Genomic DNA, 17,850 nt, shown 5'->3' with positions numbered 1-17,850 from the left:
CGCTGCGGGGCGCCCCCGGCACCCGCACACGAGAACGACCCACCGACCCACCGACCCACCGAGCAAGGACATCCATGACCCCGACCGACACGGCGACGGCCCTCCCGGCCCGGCAGACCCTGCCCGCCGAGGAGCGCCACGCCACCGAACTCGACTTCCTCGCCGCCCACGACCAGGGCCCCCGCCCGCCCGGCTGGCGGCTGACCCCGCGTGCGGTGGTCACCTTCGTCTGCGGCAGCGGCGGCGAGACCCTGAAGCTGCCCAAGCCGCACGAGACGCTGCCCGAGAAGCTGGTGATCGCGCCCAAGTTCGTCGGCGAGCGCGCCCTGGTCGAGCGGTGCGTGGTCACCCTGGCCGGTGAGCGGGGCCTGCTGCTGGTCGGCGAGCCCGGTACGGCCAAGTCCATGCTCTCCGAGCTGCTGTCGGCCGCCGTGTGCGGCACCAGCGCGCTGACCGTGCAGGGCACCGCGGGCACCACCGAGGACGCCTTCCGCTACGGCTGGAACTACGCCCTGCTGCTCGCCCAGGGCCCCACCCCGCAGGCGCTGGTCGACTCGCCCGTCCTCGGCGCCATGCGCTCGGGCCGGGTGGCGCGGGTCGAGGAGATCACCCGCTGTCTGCCCGAGGTGCAGGACGCGCTGGTGTCGATCCTGTCCGACCGGCGGGTGAGCGTGCCCGAACTGTCCGGCACGGACGACGCCCAGGTCCCGGCCGCGCCCGGGTTCACCGTCATCGCCACGGCCAACCTGCGCGACCGGGGCGTCTCGGAGATGTCGGCGGCGCTCAAGCGTCGCTTCAACTTCGAGACCGTGCACCCGATCGCGGACGTGGACGCCGAGACCGCCCTCGTCCGGCGGCAGGCGGAGGCGGCCGTGCAGCGGGCGGGCGCGGCCTTCGGCGTGGACGACGCCGTGCTCGACGTACTGGTGACCGTCTTCCGCGATCTGCGCGAAGGGCGCTCCGCCGAGGGCTGGGACGTGGAGCGTCCCGGCACGGTGATGTCCACCGCCGAGGCCGTGCAGGTCGCGGCCTCGCTCGGGGTGGCCGCCGCCTATCTGCCCGGCGGGGACGCCCTCGACCTCGTCCCCGGACACCTGCTGGGTGTGGTCCGCAAGGACGACCCGGCCGACCACGCCCGGCTGCTCGGCTACTGGGACGGCCCGGTGCGCCGCCGCGCCGAGGACGGCTCGGCGATGTGGCGCCGCCTGTGGGACCTGCGGGAGAACCTTCGGTGACGACCACTCAGGACCCGCGGGCTGCCGTCACGGCTCTCGCCGACTCCGCCGCGCCGTACCTGCTCGGGGTACGGCACCACAGCCCGGCCCTCGCCGCGGCCGTACCCGCCCTGCTGGACGCCTCGGGCGCCGAGGTCGTGTGTGTGGAGCTGCCGGCCGACTTCCAGCAGTGGCTCCCCCATCTCGCCGCGCCCGGGACCCTGGCACCGGTCGCGCTGGCCGGGGCGAGCGAGGGCGGACGGCTCGGCTTCTACCCGTTCGCCGACTTCTCCCCCGAACTCGCCGCGCTCCGCTGGGCGCGTGAGCGGGGGGTGGAGGTGATCTGCTGCGACCTGCCGATGTCGGATCCGGCGTGGAGCGCGGACGGACCCGGCCCGGGCCCGGCTCTTCCGGCACCGCCCGCGAACGGCCCGGCAGCCGGACCCGCGGACGGCCCCGCCGCACCGGCGGACGGCCCCGCCCCGCCCGCCGACACGCGGAGCGCGGTCGCCGAGGCCGCCGCTCCCTCCGCCCCGCCCACCGCGTTCGCGGCCGCGCTCACCGCCGCCGGGACGGGGCGCGACGGCGACGACCTGTGGGACCGGTGCGTGGAGGTGCTCGCCCCCGGCTGCGCCCCCGAGGCGATCCGCCGTGCCGCGCTCGGCGTGGGATGGGCGCTGCGCCGCGATGCCGAGTCGGCGGGCGGCGTGCCGTCCGTGGACCTGGCCCGCGAGACCCACATGCGGGACACCGTCGCCCGCGCGGCGGCGGGGGGCCGCCGGGTCGCGGCCGTGATCGGCGCCTTCCACGCCCCGGCGCTCACCGACGGGCTGGCCGACGGCCCGGCCGAGGGCGGAAGCGGGGCGCCGGTCCCGCGTACGTCCGGTGCGGCCGGCCGGGCCCCGGCGACGGGGCTCGTCGCGGAGCACCCGTCCGTCGTCACCTCGCTGGTCCCGTACGCCTTCGACCTGCTGGACTCCCGTTCCGGGTACCCCGCGGGCATCCGGGACCCGCGCTGGCAGCAGGCGGTGTTCACGGCCGGGGGCGACCCCGGGCTGCTGCGCGGTGCCGCCGCGCGGGCGATCACCGACGTGTGCCGGGAGCTGCGCGCCGCCGGGCACACCGCGGGCACCGGGGAAGCCACCGAGACGCTGCGGATGGCCTGCGACCTGGCCAGCCTCCGGGGGCTGACCGCCCCCGGCCGGGGCGAGGTCCTGGAGGCGCTGACGACCGTCATGGGCCAGGGCGAACCGCTCGGCCGGGGCCGTGCCCTCGCCCGGGCCCTCGACGTGGTCCTGGTCGGCACCGACCGCGGCCGGATCGCGCCGGGCACCCCCCGCTCCGGCCTCGGCCCCTCGGTGGAGGCGGAGCTGGCCGCGCTGCGGCTGCCCGGCCCGGACGACCCCGCCTCGCGCGAACTGCGCCTGGACCCGCTCCGCTCGGCCCTCGACAGCCGCCGCGAGACGCTGCTGCAGCGTCTCGCGGTGTGCGGCGCTGGCTACGGCGAGGCCGTGGAGGTGGCCGGCACGGGCGACGGTACGGCGCTCACGACCCGGTGGCGGCTGTCCTGGACGCCCGCGGTCCCCGTACGGCTGGACCTGGCCGGGATACGGGGCGTGACCGCGGGCCTGGCCGCCGAGGGCACGCTGCGGGAGACCTTCCGCCGGGAGTCGGCGGACGGCGGGCCCACCTGCGCCCTGGTGCTCGCCGGGCTCCGCGCGGCGGCCCGCTGCGACCTGCCCGCGCTGGTCGCCGACCGCCTGGCGGACGCCGCCGCCGTCCTCCCGGCGGCGGCCACCCTCCCCGAACTCCTCGAAGCGCTCGACCTGTTGGAGGCACTGCGGCGGGGCCATCTGCCCGGCACCACCGCCGAGGGCAGGCTGTCGGCGGCGGAGCTGGCCGTCGACCTTCTGGACGCGGCCGTCCGCGCGCTGCCGGGCCTCGCGGGCAGCGACCGGCCGGAGGACGCCGCCGCGCTCGTGGCGCTCGCCTCACGGGCCGGTGACCACCGCCTCGGTCTGCGCATGGACGACGCCCTGGGCACCCTCGCGCGCACCGGCTCCCCGCTGGTCCAGGGCGCGGCGCTGGCCGCCCGCGTCCTGCTCGACCTCGACGCCGCCGACACACTCGGGGAGCGTGCCGCGGGCTGGATCGACACGGCCACCGGCCCCGACGGCCGGCTCGCGCTGGCCCGCCGGCTCAGCGGTCTGCTCAGCGGCGCGGCCCCTCTCCTCCAGTCCGCGCCGAAAGCACTGGACCCGCTGCTCGACCGTATCGACACGCTCACCGACCAGGGGTTCCTGGACCGGCTGCCCGCGCTTCGCGGCGGCTTCGACACGCTGACCCCGGCCGGCCGCGACCGTCTTCTCGACACCGTGACCGAACGCCTCGGCGACCGGCTGGACCTGTCGCTCGGCGCGTCACCGGCACTCCTCGCGCTGTGGACGGCGGCCGACAGGGCGGGCCTGGCGGCCGTCGACCGGCTGCGGCTGCCGGCCCGCACGGAACCGGTGGGGCGCCCCGAGGACGTGGCCGACGCCGCGGCTCCGGAGACGCACGCCGCCCCGGCGGCCCCCGTAGCCCCGGCGGAGCCGGGTGCGCCGGACCTCCTCCACCTCACCCCCGCCGACCGCTGGCGGCTGCTCCTCGGCCGGGAGAGCGAGAAGCTGCCGCAGGGTGCCCGCCGGTACGCGCACGCCCTGGACGAGCTGTACGGCACCGGCCGGGGCGAGGGTTCCTCGGACCTGGGACGGGAGGGCGGCCGGAGCCGGGCCGGCGGTCAGGACACGTCGTTCCCCACGGCCCGGGAGTGGGCCGAGGAGCTGGACGCGCTGTTCGGCGCGGAGGTCCGTGAGGAGGTGCTGGCGCGGGCCGCGGACCAGGGCCGTACGGACGTCCTGGCCGAGCTGGACCCCAAGGCCGTCCGTCCCTCGGTCGACCTGCTCACCTCGGTGCTCTCCCTCGCCGGAGGGATGCCGGAGCAGCAGCTCGCCAGGCTGCGCCCGCTGGTCCGGCGTCTGGTCGACGAGCTGGCGAAGGAGCTGGCCACCCGGATGCGCCCCGCGCTCACGGGTCTGGCCACCCCGCGCCCGACCCGCCGCCCCGGCGGCCGGCTCGACCTGCCGCGCACCCTGCGGGCGAACCTGGCCCACACGCGCCGGACGGCGGACGGCCGGACCGTGGTGGTGCCGGAGCGGCCGGTGTTCAGCACCCGGTCCCGCAAGGAGGCGGACTGGCGGCTGATCCTCGTCGTCGACGTGTCGGGGTCCATGGAGGCGTCCGTCATCTGGTCGGCGCTGACGGCGGCCGTGCTGGGCGGTGTGCCCACGCTGTCGACGCACTTCCTGGCCTTCTCGACCGACGTGATCGATCTGACCGACCGGGTCGACGACCCGTTGTCGCTGCTGCTGGAGGTGCGGGTCGGCGGCGGCACCCATATCGCGGCGGGACTGGCCCACGCCCGTTCCCTGGTCACCGTCCCCAGCCGGACCCTGGTCGTGGTCGTGAGCGACTTCGAGGAGGGCTACCCGCTGGGCGGGCTGCTCGGCGAGGTACGGGCCCTCGCGGGTTCCGGGGTGCACCTCATGGGCTGCGCCGCCCTGGACGACACCGGCACCCCGCGCTACTCGGTGCCCGTCGCCCAGCAGCTCGTCGCGGCCGGGATGCCGGTCGCCGCCCTCAGTCCCCTCGCCCTCGCCCGCTGGGTGGGCGACCGCCTCCGCGGAGAGACCCGATGAACGCCGAACTGCCCCCGGCGGCGCCCGATGTGGTCGCCGCCGCCGTCGAGACCCTGACCTCACGGCTGCGCAAGAAGCTGGACGCCGCGATCGAGACGTACGCGGCCCTGCCCGTCACGGCCGACGGCGCGGCCCTGCGCGTCCGGTGCGGCGAGGACGCCGAGGTGACGCTCACTCCCGGACCCTCCGGCACGGTCACCGACGCCGAGCGGGCCGTGTGCAGCTGCCTGCTCGCCCCCCGCTGTCTGCACCGGGCCGCGGTGCTGAGCGCCTGCCCGGTGGCCGACACGGAGGCCGAGGGCGTCGGCACGAACGGGGCCGCGGCCGACGCGGTCACCGAAACGGACGGTCCGGCAGGGACGGGCACCCCCGACCCCGGCGGCTCCGACGACGCAACCACCACCGGCGGCTCCGCAGCGGACAACAGCGCCACCGGAACCGGCACCGGCACCGGCACCCCTGGAACGCCCCACACCCCCGCGGCTGCGCCCCCCACGCCCGCCCAGACCGCAGCCGCGGCCGGGCTCTGGGCCGCCACCGCGGCCGTGCTCGCCGCCGGGGTCCCGGGTGCGGGCGCGGTGCCGCAGGCGGAGCTGCTGCGGGCCGCGCACACCGCGCGGCTCGCGGGGCTGCACCGCGCCGAGGCGGCCGCCCTGCGGGTGGTGCGCGGTCTGCGCGGCGCGCGCGCCCGGCACGAGGGCCACCGGTTGGCCGACCTCGTCGCCAACGTGCGCGAACTGCTGCTCACCACCGGCCTGCTGTCGGCGGCGGACCCGGACCCGGGCCTCGTCGGCACCGCCCGCCGCGCCTACCGGCCGGGCGGCAGCCTGCGGGTGCACGGGGTGTGCCGGGAGCCGGTGATCTCGGCCACCGGCTACGGGGGTGTCGTCACCCACCTCGTCTCCGACGAGGGTGACTGGTTCTCGATCGCCGACGTCAGGCCGGGCGGCCCGGCGCGCGCCCGGGGCGCCGGCACGGCCACCGTCGCGCTAGGTTCCGGCACCCTCGACCACGCCGGGCTCTCGCGGGGCGGCCTGCTGGTCTCCGGCGCCACCCTCTCCCCGGACGGCCGCCTCGGCTCCGGCAAGGGTGTACGGGCCACGCCGCTCACCGGCCTGTCGTGGACGTCGGGACCGCTCGCCGCCCTCTTCGCCCGGCCGCTGGCCGAGGCCGTCGCCGAACGGCTCGCGGTCGCCCCCGGAACCGATCCGGAACAGGCCGAGCGGACGGCCCGCCGGCTGATCGGCTGCGACCTGGTCCTCGTCGGGGCGGCGGGCGATCATCTGCTCGCCCGTGAGGTGTCGCCCGGCGGGGCATCGACCGGTGACGGGCTCCTGGTCCGGCTGACTCCGGCGAACGGCCACCCGGACCTCGCCCACACCGCCAACTTCCGTCAGCTCGCCGCCCGGCCCGGTCTGCGGCTGCGCGTCCTCGGCCGGCTCGAACCCGACCGGGCCGCCACGCTCCGCCCCCTCGCGGTCGGCCCGGCCCCGGACGCGGAGTCCACGCTGCGGCTGCCGGACGACTGGCAGGGCCACGCCGACCTGGGGTACGACCGCCTCCAGGGCGCGCACTTCCCGCCGCCCGGCTCCCTGCCGGCCCCGGAGGGTCTCGTCGGCGACCCGGCCGACCCGCTGGCCGAGGCCCCGCTGTGGCGGCTGCGCCGGCTGGTCGAGGTCGCCGTCTCCGGGGGCCGCCGCGCGGTCGCCGAACCGGCCCGGGACGGCGACCGGAACGGAGCGGGCGCGGCCCTGCGCCGCAGCGGGTTCCACGCGGCCGCCGACCTGTCGAGAGCGCTCGCCGCGGAGGCCGACCGTCGCTCCCGGGACGTCTTCGGCCGCGTCACCGATCCCGATCCGGCCCCCTACGCCCGCGCCTGGCTGGCGACGGCGGTGTACCTGGCCGCCACCGAACGCGCCCTGGTCCAGGCCACCTGGCAGCCGGCGGCCTCCGGCACCTGACCGCGGACCCCGCCCGCCGTGCCCGCTCCCGGTCTCTCCCGACCGGGGGCGGGCACGTCACTCAGACCCGGCCCGAAGGCTCCGGCACCGGTTCCCCCGTCTGCTGGTGCGGGAGGGGCGGACAGCGCCGCTGGAGGCTGGATTCGAGAGCGTCGAGGGCCTGCCGTGCGGCCAGGACGCGGAGGAGGAGTTCGCGCTCGTCGCCGGTGTGCCCCTCGACGGCCGGGCGCGCCGGACCCGGCATGGGGAGCGGTTCCGCCTGCGAGCGCGTGCGCTCCGCCTGGGCACGCGCCCGCTCCTCCTCTTCCCGTTCCATCTCGCGGGCCTCGTCGAGGGAGCTGATGACGACGCCGATGAGGACGTTGACGAGGACGAAGGAGGCGAACAGGACGTAGGAGGCGTAGTAGACGATGCTCCAGCGGGAGATCTCCAGGCCGGCCCGGACGGCGTCGCCGAGACCGTCCAGGGTCATGAGGAGGAAGAGAGTGAGGACGGCCCGGCCGAGGGAGCCGAAGTGTTCGGGGTCGTGCTCGGCGAAGAACACCCAGCCCACCATGGCGTAGACGTACAGCACCAGGGCGCCGACGAGAAGGAAGCTGAAGGTGCCGGGCAGGCTGCGGCCCACGGCGACCATGAAGACGCGCAGCTGGGGCAGGAAGCGGGCGGTGCGCAGGACGCGGGCCAGGCGCAACAGCCGCAGGACGGTGCCGTTGTCGCGGGCGAAGGGGAGGAAGGCGGAGGCCACGACGGCCAGGTCGAACAGGTTCCACGGATCGCGCAGGAAGTCACGGGGGCGGTCGGCGTGCGCGCAGGCACGCACGAGTATCTCCGCGGTGAACGCGACCAGGAAGGCGTGCTCGGCGAGGCGTAACCAGGTGCCCCAGCCCGCCACCAGCGCGCTGTACGTCTCCACGCCCAGCAGCGCCGCGTTGGCGAGGATCAGGGCGAACACGGTGACGCCGAACCAGCGGGCCTCCGTGACGTCGCGGGCCCGTTCCGCGAGCGCCGGGCGGAGGGGCCGCCGGTCCGTGGTCGTACGGTCGTGCGGGTCGGTCATCCTGCTGTACCTGCTCCTTCGCGCAGCGCGACGTCCCGCCGGCCGGGGCGGCCGGCGGGACCGTTGGAACGATCACGCTCCAGGAGACTTCTACAGCACGGTCTCCGTGTGCTGCGCCGAGGGCGGCCGTCAGGCGGCCCGGGGTTGCAGATAGCGCGCCAGGAGGTCGTCCAGGGTGACGAGACCGGACGGCCGTCCCGAGTCGTCGTGGACGACGGCGAGGGTGGCACGGTGCCGGCGCAGGACGTCGATCGCGTCGGCCACGGTCGCGTCGTCCGGCAGGCCCGGTACGGGCCGGGCGAGGGTCCGTGCCGTGACGGCGCGCCCCTTCGTCCGGGCGACCAGGGCGTCACGGGCGTGGACCGAACCGAGGACGGTGCCGTCCCCGGCGCGGACGAGGAGGCGGGTGCGGTCGTGCGCGGCGGCGGCGCGGAGCACGGCCTCGGCGTCGGCGTCCGCGTCGACCGCGTTGATCTCCGCGGCCGGCACCACGAGGTCGCGCACCGGGGTCGCGGGCTCCGTCAGCGACCGGGTGATCAGCGCGGAGTCCGTCTCGCTGATCAGCCCCAGGCGCTGCGACTCCTCGACGAGATGCGTGAGCTGCTCGCGGTTGTGCACGGAGGTCAGTTCGTCGCGCGGGGTGACCTTGCAGAGTCGTACGAGTGCGTTGCTGACCCGGTTGAGCACTCCGATCAGCGGTCGTACGGCCCTGACCACGGCCCGGAAGGACGGGGACAGCAGCATCGCGGAGCGCTCGGGGTGGGCGATGGCCCAGGACTTGGGCGCCATCTCGCCGACCACCATGTGCAGGAACACCACGACCACCATGGCGACGACGAACGCCACCCCGTAGCTGAGGGCGCTGGGCAGGCCCAGGCCGTGCAGGAGGGGGTCGAGTTCGTGCGAGATGGCGGGTTTGGAGACGGAGCCGAGGCCCAGGGTGCAGACCGTGATGCCGAGTTGGGCGCCGGCCAGCATCAGGGACAGCTCGCGCATGCCGGCGAGGGCCGCCTTGGCGCCGCGCTGCCCGGTTGCGGCGGCCTGTTCCATGCGATGGCGTTTGGCGGCCACGAGCGCGAACTCGGCGGCGACGAAGAACCCGCTGCCGATCAGCAGCAGGACGGTGACGAAGAGCGCCATGGGGAAACTCATGCCTGTTCCTCCTCGCGCTCACGTACGGGCAGCCGCTCCAGGCGGACCCGGGCCGGTACGTGCCGGTCGAGCGTGGTGACGTCGATGGCGACGCGTCCGCCGTCGGGCAGGTCGACGGCGAGCCGGTCGCCGATCGCCGGGAAGCGGCCGAGCCGGTCCACGACCAGTCCGGCGACGGTGTCGTAGTCCTCCTCCTCGGGCAGGTGGAGGCCCGTGGCGTCGGCGATCTCGTCGAGGCGGCGCCCGGCGTCCACCAGCCAGCCGGTGCCGTCGGCGACGGCGAGTTCGGTGACGGTGTCGGACTCGTCGGCGATGTCGCCCACCAGTTCCTCGGCGATGTCCTCGTAGGTGACGATGCCGGCGAGGCCGCCGTGCTCGTCCAGGACCACGGCGAACTCGTCGTCCTGCTCGCGCATCCGTGTCACGGCGTCCGGCAGCGGGAGGGTGTCCGGCAGCAGCAGCGGGCGGCGGGCGAGGGCGCCCGCGGTGGTGGCGGTGAGGGGTCCGGCGGGCAGCCGCATCAGCTCGCGCACGCCGAGGACGCCGGTGACGTCGTCCGGGTGGTCGCCGAGCACCGGGTAGTTCGAGTGACCGTGCCTCGCGATGAGCTCGACCGCCTCGGCGGCGGAGGCGTCGTCGCGGACGAAGACGGCGGCCACCCTCGGCACCATCACCTCGTCGAGGGTCCGCTCGGAGAACTCCAGGGCGTGGTCGAGCAGTTCGGCGGTGTCCTTGGGCAGTTCACCCTGCTCGTGGGACTCGCCGATGAGGTGGCCCAGCTCCTCCAGGGTCGCGCCGTGGTGCAGTTCCTCGACGGGCTCGATGCCCACCCTGCGCAGCAGCCGGTTGGCGGCGCCGTCGAAGACGTGCACGACCGGGCCGACGACCTTCAGGTAGGCGAGCGTGGAGGCGGCCAGGGACTTCGCCAGGCGTTCGGGGACGGCCAGCGCGAGGTTCTTGGGTGCCAGTTCACCGAGGACCATCTGGACGACGGTGGCCGCCGTGAACGCGAGGACGACGGAGATCCCGCCGACCGCGCCCTCCGGGACCCCGAGGCCGGTCAGGGCCGGTTCGAGCAGGGCGGAGACGGACGGTTCGGCGATGAAGCCGACGATCAGGCCGGTGACGGTGATGCCCAGCTGGGCGCCGGACAGCATGAACGACAGCCGTTCCAGCACGGTCAGGGCGCGGGCGGCCCGCCGGTCGCCCGCCGCCGCGTCACGCGCGAGGGCGAGCCGGTCGGCGGAGACGTAGGCGAACTCCTGGGCGACGAAATAGCCGGTGCCGGCGGTGAGGACGAGGACGGCCAGCAGGCCCGTCACGGCGTTCACGGCACTCATCGAGCACCACCTCGTCGCGTGCCGCGATCGGATCGATCAGCCGAGATTCGGCGAGGTGGTCGGGGACTGTGCCCCGGGGAGTCCGTCTGTCTGGCGGACACGGGCTTGCTCCTTCAGTAGATGTGCAGCACGTGAACGATTCTGACCCGATCTTCGTTCCCGACCGCGATCACCTCCCGCCCGGCGCGGCACTCCTTCCCTGCAGCAGAAGCCAACCGCCCGGACCGGACCCTTCTCGTACGCGATCACGTGCACGGCGCCTCGACGAGTGAGGCATGCGCGACCCGCGCGCGGGCGCCCTACCCCCGGCCGGGCGCCCCCGTACGCAGACCGCGCATGACGAGGTCGAAGAGACGGGCCGCGCGGGGCTGCCAGTCGCCCTGCGGGTCGAGCTGCCAGACGCCGGCGATGGCGAGGACGACGTCGTCTGCGGTCACGTCCGGGCGGATGGTTCCGGCGGCGTGGTTGGCCGTCAGCAGGCGTTCGACCGCGGCGACCAGGAGCGGGGAGCCGGGTTTCGCCGGGGCACCCGTCGCGGCGGTGGCCCGGCGCAGTGCGTCGGCCAGGCCGGCCTTGGCGGTGGCGTAGCGGGCGAGGTGGTCCAGCCATGCGCGCAGCGCCCGGTCGGGCTCCAGGGCGCGGAGCAATGCGGCCGCACCGTCGACGAGTTGCTGCACCTCCTGGCGATGGACCTCCAGGACGAGCGCCTCGCGGCTGGGGAAGTTGCGGTAGAAGGTGGCCTGCCCCACGCCCGCCTTCTTGGCGATCGTGCTGAGCGGGACGTCGGCGGAGCGCGCCAGTTCGGCCAGCGCGACCTTCAGGATGCGCTCGCGATTGCGCTGCGCGTCGGACCGCTGCGGCACCTCACTCGCCGACACCCCTCGCCCGCCCTTCCTGACGCACGCCCGGCACTGCCGGACAGATGTCCACTTAGGGCGACCTTACCGCGACTTCCGGCCGGGAACGAACCCCCGGCCCACCACCCGGCCCGCCGGAGCGCCTCGCGAGGAGGTGTACGGTCTCCGCTATAACACTCGTCATAGGAGAGAGTCATGACCGTCATCACCGTGAACACCGTGCAGGGCAGGCTGAGCCCCGACCAGCGCCGGACGCTGGCCGAGACCCTGACGGACGCCGTCCTGGTGCCCGAGGTCGGCCGGTTCTCCCCGGCCGCGCGGGCCGGGTTCCAGGTGCACTTCGACGAGCGGGCCAGCGACATGGCCGCGATCGGCGGCCGGCTCCTGGCGGACGGCGAGCAGCCCGCCGACGCCATGGTGATCGACGTCATGGTGATGGACGGGGACTGGCGCCGGGAGGTCAGGGCGGAGGTCATCGAGCGCGTCCTGGCCGCGATGGCCGCGGCCTGCGGGCTCCCCGAGCCCTCGCCGACGTGGTGGGTCACCTTCCGGGTCGTCGACGAGGGCAGCTGGGGCTCCGGCCGCGGGGTCCTGTCGGTTCTGTCCCTCCTCGACAGCGGCGTGTTCACCGAGGAGAAGGCCACGGCGATCCGGCGAGCCGTCGGGGCCTGAGTCCACGGCCGGGCCCGCCCGGGCGAGCCCGGCGAACAACATGCGCAGCGCCGCGGGCACGGGTCGGCGCCCGCGGCACGGGCGGACGGCGCCGAGGTCGCCCGAGCCCTCACGGCTGACGGCTGACGGCTGACGGCTGACGGCTGACGGCTGACGGCAGCGGCGTCTCACCACACCGGCCCAGCACGGTAGAGCTTTCGGCGGCGAAGCCCGACGCCGCCCGGTCACACCCCTGCCGGCCTCAGCCCCGGCCCTCGACGGCCTCGGCGATCAGCGCCACCAGCTGCTCCCCCACCTGGTCCAGCGGCCGGGCGCTGCGCTTGGCACGGCACATGGCGGTGGCGCCCTCGACGGAGGCCACGACGAGGGCACCGAGGGCGGCCGCCCGCTCCGGTTCGACGCCGTGGTCGCACAGCGCGTCGGCGAGCAGGCGCTCCCAGCCGTCGAACGCCGCGGCGGCGGCACTGAGGGCCGCGGGAATCTCGCCGTCCGGTGGCTCCTCCACAGACACCGCGAGGATGGGGCAGCCCACCCGGAACTCGCTGTCGACCACGATGCCGCGCCACAGGGCCAGGAAGGCACGGACCCCGTCGACGGGCCCGTCCTTCAGTGCCTTGCCGAGAGCTCGGGCGATGGCCGTCTCCGCGTACCGCACGGCCTCGGTGGCCAGTTGCGCCTTGCCGTCGGGGAAGTAGTGGTACGTCGAACCGAGCGGCGCCTTGGCGTGCTTGGCGAGGTTGCGGATGCTCGCGGCGTGCAGCCCGCGTCTGCTGATCAGGTCGGCCGCCCCGGCCACGATGCGCTCACGGGACGGCGAGCCGCCGTGCGTCAAGATCGTAGTCCCCTCTGGTTATGTCGCTCGTCATAGTCTAGCGTGACCCCCGTCTATAGCGTTCGTCATAGAGAGGAACCCGCCATGCCGATGATCCGGCTCACCGCCCCCGCCGGTTCGCTGACCGAGAAGGGCCGTGCGAGCGTTCAGCGCGAGCTGGCCGCCGCACTGCTGCGCTGGGAGCGCGCGCCCGACCTGCCGTTCTTCCGCGCCCAGGCGTGGAGCTACCTGATCGAGCTGCCCGAGGGGGCGCAGACCACGGCCGAGGACGACGAGCCGCGCTTCCTCGTGGAGGTGACGGTCCCGCAGGGCGCTCTGGACGACGAGCGCAGGGCCGGGCTCGTGGCGGAGGCCACCACGACGGTCCTCGACGCCGCCGGGCTCTCCCCGGACCACGCCATGCGCGTCTGGGTGCTGGTCAACGACCAGCCCGAGGGCACCTGGGGCGCGGGCGGCAACGTCATCCGCTTCGCCGACCTCGTCGCACTGGCGAGGGAGCAGCGGGCAGGTGCGTGAACTGACCTACGTGGCCCGCCGCACCGTGGAGTGGCGGGAGGCTCCCGACCCCGTGCTCCGGTCCGGCCGGGAGGCGATCGTCGCCCCGGTCGCCGCCACCTCGTGCGACGTGGACTCCGCGATCCTCGCGGGCCACGGCTTCCTCGAACCGCCCTTCGCCCTCGGTCACGAATGCGTGGCCCGGGTCGTCGAGACGGGTGACGCCGTCACCACCGTGACCCCGGGCGATCTGGTGGTGGTCCCCTGGTCCGTCAACTGCGGCACCTGCGACCACTGCCGCGCCGGACTCACCGCGCACTGCACGTCCGTACCGCACATGGCGATGTACGGGGCGCCGATCGGCGGCAGTTGGGGCGGGCTCTTCTCCGACCTGGTCCGGGTGCCGTACGCGGAGGCCATGCTGGTGCCCCTGCCCGCCGGCCTCGACCCGGTCGCCATGGCCTCGGCGAGCGACAACTGGTCCCTGTCCTGGCGGCTGGTCGCCCCCCACCTCAGGAACCGCCCCGGCGCCCGTGTCCTGGTCGTCGCGCGGGGCAGCATCGGCCTGTACGTGTGCGACATCGCCCGCGCGCTCGGCGCCTCGGACGTGCTGTACGTCGACCCCGACCCCGGTCACCGCGCTCTCGCCGAGGGCTTCGGCGCCCGTACCGCGGAGGTGTTCGAGCCCGTACCGCACGGCTTCGACCTCGCCGTCGAGGCCACCGGACGGGTCGACCAGCTGGCGCTGGCGGTCGGTTCCCTCGCGCCGGAGGGGGTGTGCGAGTCGGCGGGCAATCATTTCCGGCCGGGTGAACTGCCCCTGCTGGACATGTATCTCACCGGCGTCACCCTGCGGATCGCCCGGGACAACGTCCGGGCCCACCTCCCGGACGCGCTCGAACTGGCCCGCTCCGGAAAGGTCGACCCCGCCCGGGTCGTCTCCCACGTCCTCGACTGGGAGCAACTCCCGGACGCACTCCCGGAGAAGCACCTCAAGCCGGTCTTCGTACGCCCCGCCGCCTGACCGTGGGGCACACCGGGCCCCGATCCCACCGGGCCCGGTGGCCGGACCTCAGGCCGTGGGATCGAACCAGGTGACCGCGTCGGACATCGCCTGCTTGATCCGGAACAGCGCGAACTCGTTCAGGTCCGGCAGGGCGTCCAGCGAGAACCAGCCGACGTCCAGCGACTCGTCGTCGTTGACCCGTGCCTCGCCGCCGACGGCCCGGCAGTGGAACGTGGTGTCCATGTACTGGCAGACGTCACCGTTGTCGTACCGCACCGGGTCCAGCGCCTGTACGAGGACGATCCGTTCGGCCACGCACCGCACCGCCGTCTCCTCGTAGACCTCCCGCACGGCACAGGCCGCCGGCTGCTCGCCCGGGTCCGGGATACCGCCGATCAGCGCCCACCTGCCGGTGTCGGACCGGCGGCCCAGCAGCACTCTGCCCTCGTCGTCGAAGACGAGGGCGGTGACTCCGGGGAGCCAGAGGAGCTGGTTGCCGGCGGAGGCACGGAGTGTGCGGATGAAGTCAGGGGTAGCCATGGAGCCGACCCTAACGGGCCGGTTCCCTCACCCCCGCCGTTCCGGCACGCGCACGCGAGGCGTACGGCTACACGCCACCGGCGCGCCTCCCGCGCACACCGGCCCCGATCGCCCAGCCGAGTCCACCGGCCGCGACCAGCACCAGCAGCATCTCGGGCGCGATGCCGTACCGGGTGGCGGGCGTCTGCGAGGACCGCAGCGGGACCTTCTGGACGAGCGAGTCCGGGACGAACATGCCCGTCTTCTGCGCGATCCGGCCGTCCGGCATGATGATCGCGCTGACGCCGCTGGTCACCGGCACGGTGACGGTTCGGCTGTGCTCGACGGCGCGGACCCGGGACATGGCGAGCTGCTGGTAGGTCATCTCGCTGCGGTCGAAGGTCGCGTTGTTGCTCGGCACCGAGATCAGCTGGGCGCCGTCGGTGACCTCGGAGCGCACGGCCCAGTCGAAGGCCGCCTCATAGCAGGTGACGAGACCGATTTTGGCGCCGTGCATGGTGAAGACGCCCGGTTCGGTGCCGCGGCTGAAGTCCTTGCGGACCATGGAGGTCCACTCGCCGTTGATGGCGCCGATGAGCGAGCGCAGCGGAAGGTACTCGCCGAACGGCTGGATCTGCCGCTTGTCGTACGTGTCGACGGGGCCCTTCGCCGGGTCCCAGAGGATCTGCTCGTTGTAGAGCTTTCCGTCCCGCTCGACGACACCGCCGACGGAGATGGGGGCGCCGATGGCGGTGGCCGCCCGGTCGATCACCGCGCGGGCGTCGGCGTTGGCGAAGGGGTCGATGTCGGAGGAGTTCTCCGGCCAGAGCACGAAGTCGGGCCGGGCGACCTTGCCCGCCTTCACCTGGGCGGCCAGCCGTTCGGTTTCCTTGGCGTGGTAGTCGAGCACGGCCCGCCGCTGCGCGTTGAAGTCCAGCCCCAGGCGCGGCACGTTGCCCTGGATGACCGCCACGGTCGCGGTGCCGTCCTCCGCCGTGTCGCTCACCAGGGCGCGGGACGCGAAGGCACCGGCCAGGGGGACGGCCACGGAGAGCGCGGCCACGGCGGCGGTGCCCCGCCGTACGGCCTCGCCGGTGCGGCGGTTCGCGACGAGCAGCCGCACCGCCTCGCAGAGCCCGAAGCCACACAGCACGACCGCGAAGCCGAGCACGGGGGTGCCACCGAGCGCGGCCAGCGGCAGGAAGACACCGTCCGCCTGCCCGAAGGCGATCTTGCCCCAGGGGAAGCCGTGGAACGGGGCACGCGCGCGTGCCGCCTCACCGGCGACCCACAGCGCGGCGGCCCACACCGGCCAGCCCGGCAGCTTCGAGACCACGGCGACACCCGCGCCGACGAGCGCCACGAACACCGCCTCGATCACGGCGAGCGCGAGCCATGGTCCGGGGCCCACCTCCACACCGGTCCACACCAGCAGCGGAAGCAGGAAGCCGAGGCCGAAGAGGTAGCCGAGGCCGAGGCCCGCCTTCCAGCCGCGTCCGCGCAGCACCCAGCCGAGGACGGCGAAGGCCGGCAGGGCCAGCCACCACAGGGTCCGGGGCGGGAAGCTGACGTAGAGCAGCACCCCGGAGAGCGCCGCGGCGGCGGCCGGAAGGAGCCGGGCGGCCCATCGGGACACCCGGGAGACGGGCGCGGCCTGGGGTTCGAGCTGTTCCGGCTCGTCTACGGGAGTGGCGGTGACGGTCACTCGGGGAGTGTACGGCGCGTCACCCCGGCGCCGACAGCGCGGCCCGGGCGTCCGGCGTGAGGCTTTTGCCGCACCCCGGCCGCAACGTTTCTGCGCAACTCGTCCACAAACCGGCGCATCACCCGTTACGGTGTCCGCGAGCCTCTGACGTGCGGCCGGACGTGTTCCGGGCGGTCGAGGCCCGGCACAGGCGAGAGGCGTCGGGGGGCGACGGGTTGGGGTCCACGAGGACGCGGTCCGCGGCCGGAGCGCCGGCCGCACACGAGAGGCGGAACGTCTCCGATGTCACGGGTGTGCTCCTGCTCGGGGCGTGCGCGGCCTGGTCCCTCACCACGGCGGCGGCCCGGGGCGGCCGTCCCGAGGGGGTGCTGCTCGCGGTGCTCGCCGTGGCGGCCGGGTATGCGGCGGGCCGGATCTGCGGGGCGCTGCTGCCGGTGCTGGCCCCGTCCGTCGCGGCACTGGCCGGATTCGGTCTGGCGGTCACGTCCCCGCACACCGTGGGGAGCTCGGCGCTGATCGCGCCGCTCGGGCACAGCGGTGCGACCGCCGCGCTGCTGGCCCTGTCCACGGGCGCCGCCTGCTGTGCCGCCTGGGCGGCGCCCTCCCCCGGGCCGCGGCCGGCTCTGCGGCTGCTGGCCTGCGGTATCGCGGTGACGGCGGCCGTGCTCGGGTCCACCACCGGTGTCGCCGCGTGCGTGGGCGTGCTGCTGTGCTCGCTCGCGTCGGACCGGATGCGGCATCGCGGCCTGGGGCTCGCGGGGCTCGCCGCCGGCACGGCCGTGGTGACGGCGACGGTCTGGGCGATCGCCGAGGACGCGCTGCCGGCCGGACTGACCGACCTGCTGGAGGGGCAGCTCACCGGTCACCGGGTGCTGCTGTGGCGCGACGCGCTGGGCCTGGCGCGTGACGAGCCGCTGCTGGGCACGGGGCCGGGCCGTTTCGGGGAACTGAGCCCGACGGTCGCGCTGTCCCTGCCGTCCGACGACCGTCCCCACTCGGCTCCGTTGCAGCTGGCGGCCGAACAGGGGTTCGTCGGGGTCGTCCTGCTCGCCGCCGTGTTCGGCTGGATCCTGTACGTGCTGTGGCGGGCCCCGCGTTCCACGCCGGTCGTCCTCACCGCCGGTGCGGCCCTGACCGCGCTGGCCGCGATCGCCTCGGTCGGCAACGCGCTGAGCTTCACGACGGTGACGGCGGGCGCGGGCCTGCTGGCGGGCATGGCGACGGCCCGTCCCTTGACGGACGAGGACGACCACGACGACGGCGGTGCGGGGTCCGGCCCCGGAGGGCTCTAGTACAGAAGGGG

At 75.0% G+C, this 17,850-nt stretch carries 14 protein-coding genes; 7 read left to right on the top strand and 7 right to left on the bottom strand.

Going from position 1 to position 17,850, the window contains the following annotated elements:
- Positions 1-74: 74 nt before the first annotated feature.
- Genes SCAB_RS39810 through SCAB_RS39800 form a run of 3 tightly spaced genes read left to right on the top strand, consistent with a single transcriptional unit; the run spans position 75 to position 6,912 of the window.
- Positions 75-1,235, top strand: a complete 1,161-nt coding sequence (locus SCAB_RS39810) for an ATP-binding protein (RefSeq protein ID WP_013005715.1) — start codon at positions 75-77, stop codon at positions 1,233-1,235.
- The gene (locus SCAB_RS39805; RefSeq protein ID WP_013005714.1) at positions 1,232-4,951 is read left to right on the top strand and encodes a vWA domain-containing protein; all 3,720 of its coding nucleotides are present in this window, start codon (positions 1,232-1,234) and stop codon (positions 4,949-4,951) included. Before SCAB_RS39810 ends, SCAB_RS39805 begins: the two co-directional genes overlap by 4 nt.
- Positions 4,948-6,912 (top strand): SWIM zinc finger family protein, encoded by a 1,965-nt coding sequence (locus SCAB_RS39800; protein ID WP_013005713.1) that lies wholly within the window; start codon positions 4,948-4,950, stop codon positions 6,910-6,912. Before SCAB_RS39805 ends, SCAB_RS39800 begins: the two co-directional genes overlap by 4 nt.
- Before the next feature lie 61 nt (positions 6,913-6,973).
- Here SCAB_RS39800 and SCAB_RS39795 read toward each other — a convergent pair whose 3' ends face one another.
- The 4 genes from SCAB_RS39795 to SCAB_RS39780 form a co-directional block, all read right to left on the bottom strand.
- Positions 6,974-7,969, bottom strand: a complete 996-nt coding sequence (locus tag SCAB_RS39795; protein ID WP_013005712.1) for an ion transporter — start codon at positions 7,967-7,969, stop codon at positions 6,974-6,976.
- A 129-nt stretch (positions 7,970-8,098) separates the two neighbouring features.
- Entirely contained in the window at positions 8,099-9,121 is a 1,023-nt protein-coding gene (locus tag SCAB_RS39790) for a CNNM domain-containing protein (RefSeq protein WP_037726503.1), read from the bottom strand.
- Positions 9,118-10,461 (bottom strand): hemolysin family protein, encoded by a 1,344-nt coding sequence (locus SCAB_RS39785; protein ID WP_037726504.1) that lies wholly within the window; start codon positions 10,459-10,461, stop codon positions 9,118-9,120. The genes SCAB_RS39790 and SCAB_RS39785 overlap by 4 nt, the downstream gene beginning before the upstream one ends.
- A gap of 299 nt (positions 10,462-10,760) precedes the next feature.
- Positions 10,761-11,339 (bottom strand): TetR/AcrR family transcriptional regulator, encoded by a 579-nt coding sequence (locus tag SCAB_RS39780; RefSeq protein ID WP_013005709.1) that lies wholly within the window; start codon positions 11,337-11,339, stop codon positions 10,761-10,763.
- A gap of 174 nt (positions 11,340-11,513) precedes the next feature.
- Here SCAB_RS39780 and SCAB_RS39775 point away from each other — a divergent pair, with 174 nt between their 5' ends.
- Positions 11,514-11,990: a tautomerase family protein gene (locus SCAB_RS39775; protein ID WP_013005708.1), complete on the top strand. Its 477-nt coding sequence runs from the start codon at positions 11,514-11,516 to the stop codon at positions 11,988-11,990.
- A 241-nt stretch (positions 11,991-12,231) separates the two neighbouring features.
- On the opposite strand, the gene SCAB_RS39770 is transcribed toward SCAB_RS39775, so the two are convergent.
- On the bottom strand, positions 12,232-12,822 hold the full coding sequence (locus SCAB_RS39770; protein WP_013005707.1) for a TetR/AcrR family transcriptional regulator: 591 nt from the start codon (positions 12,820-12,822) through the stop codon (positions 12,232-12,234).
- An 84-nt stretch (positions 12,823-12,906) separates the two neighbouring features.
- On the opposite strand from SCAB_RS39770, the gene SCAB_RS39765 reads away from it, so the two are divergent.
- Positions 12,907-13,338: a tautomerase family protein gene (locus SCAB_RS39765; RefSeq protein ID WP_013005706.1), complete on the top strand. Its 432-nt coding sequence runs from the start codon at positions 12,907-12,909 to the stop codon at positions 13,336-13,338.
- Positions 13,331-14,341, top strand: a complete 1,011-nt coding sequence (locus tag SCAB_RS39760) for a zinc-dependent alcohol dehydrogenase (protein WP_013005705.1) — start codon at positions 13,331-13,333, stop codon at positions 14,339-14,341. The genes SCAB_RS39765 and SCAB_RS39760 overlap by 8 nt, the downstream gene beginning before the upstream one ends.
- A 48-nt stretch (positions 14,342-14,389) precedes the next feature.
- Here SCAB_RS39760 and SCAB_RS39755 read toward each other — a convergent pair whose 3' ends face one another.
- Positions 14,390-14,863 (bottom strand): NUDIX hydrolase, encoded by a 474-nt coding sequence (locus SCAB_RS39755; RefSeq protein ID WP_013005704.1) that lies wholly within the window; start codon positions 14,861-14,863, stop codon positions 14,390-14,392.
- 67 nt (positions 14,864-14,930) lie between these two features.
- Positions 14,931-16,547: an apolipoprotein N-acyltransferase gene (gene lnt / locus SCAB_RS39750; protein ID WP_013005703.1), complete on the bottom strand. Its 1,617-nt coding sequence runs from the start codon at positions 16,545-16,547 to the stop codon at positions 14,931-14,933.
- A 293-nt stretch (positions 16,548-16,840) separates the two neighbouring features.
- On the opposite strand from lnt, the gene SCAB_RS39745 reads away from it, so the two are divergent.
- Positions 16,841-17,839, top strand: a complete 999-nt coding sequence (locus SCAB_RS39745) for an O-antigen ligase family protein (protein WP_013005702.1) — start codon at positions 16,841-16,843, stop codon at positions 17,837-17,839.
- Positions 17,840-17,850: the final 11 nt, after the last annotated feature.

Origin of the sequence: Streptomyces scabiei 87.22, assembly GCF_000091305.1 — a bacterium.
In the GTDB taxonomy this organism is placed as follows: Bacteria; Actinomycetota; Actinomycetes; order Streptomycetales; family Streptomycetaceae; genus Streptomyces; species Streptomyces scabiei.
Note: the sequence above shows the minus strand (reverse complement) of the source record. Positions and strands in the feature narration are given on the sequence as shown.

Bases quoted from the DNA above. Each gene is read 5' to 3' on its own strand.
- SCAB_RS39810 (WP_013005715.1), top strand. From the start codon at position 75: ATGACCCCGACCGACACGGCGACGGCCCTCCCGGCCCGGCAGACCCTG.
- SCAB_RS39775 (WP_013005708.1), top strand. From the start codon at position 11,514: ATGACCGTCATCACCGTGAACACCGTGCAGGGCAGGCTGAGCCCCGAC.
- SCAB_RS39800 (WP_013005713.1), top strand. From the start codon at position 4,948: ATGAACGCCGAACTGCCCCCGGCGGCGCCCGATGTGGTCGCCGCCGCC.
- SCAB_RS39755 (WP_013005704.1), bottom strand. From the start codon at position 14,863: ATGGCTACCCCTGACTTCATCCGCACACTCCGTGCCTCCGCCGGCAAC.
- SCAB_RS39785 (WP_037726504.1), bottom strand. From the start codon at position 10,461: ATGAGTGCCGTGAACGCCGTGACGGGCCTGCTGGCCGTCCTCGTCCTC.
- SCAB_RS39795 (WP_013005712.1), bottom strand. From the start codon at position 7,969: ATGACCGACCCGCACGACCGTACGACCACGGACCGGCGGCCCCTCCGC.
- SCAB_RS39790 (WP_037726503.1), bottom strand. From the start codon at position 9,121: ATGAGTTTCCCCATGGCGCTCTTCGTCACCGTCCTGCTGCTGATCGGC.
- SCAB_RS39765 (WP_013005706.1), top strand. From the start codon at position 12,907: ATGCCGATGATCCGGCTCACCGCCCCCGCCGGTTCGCTGACCGAGAAG.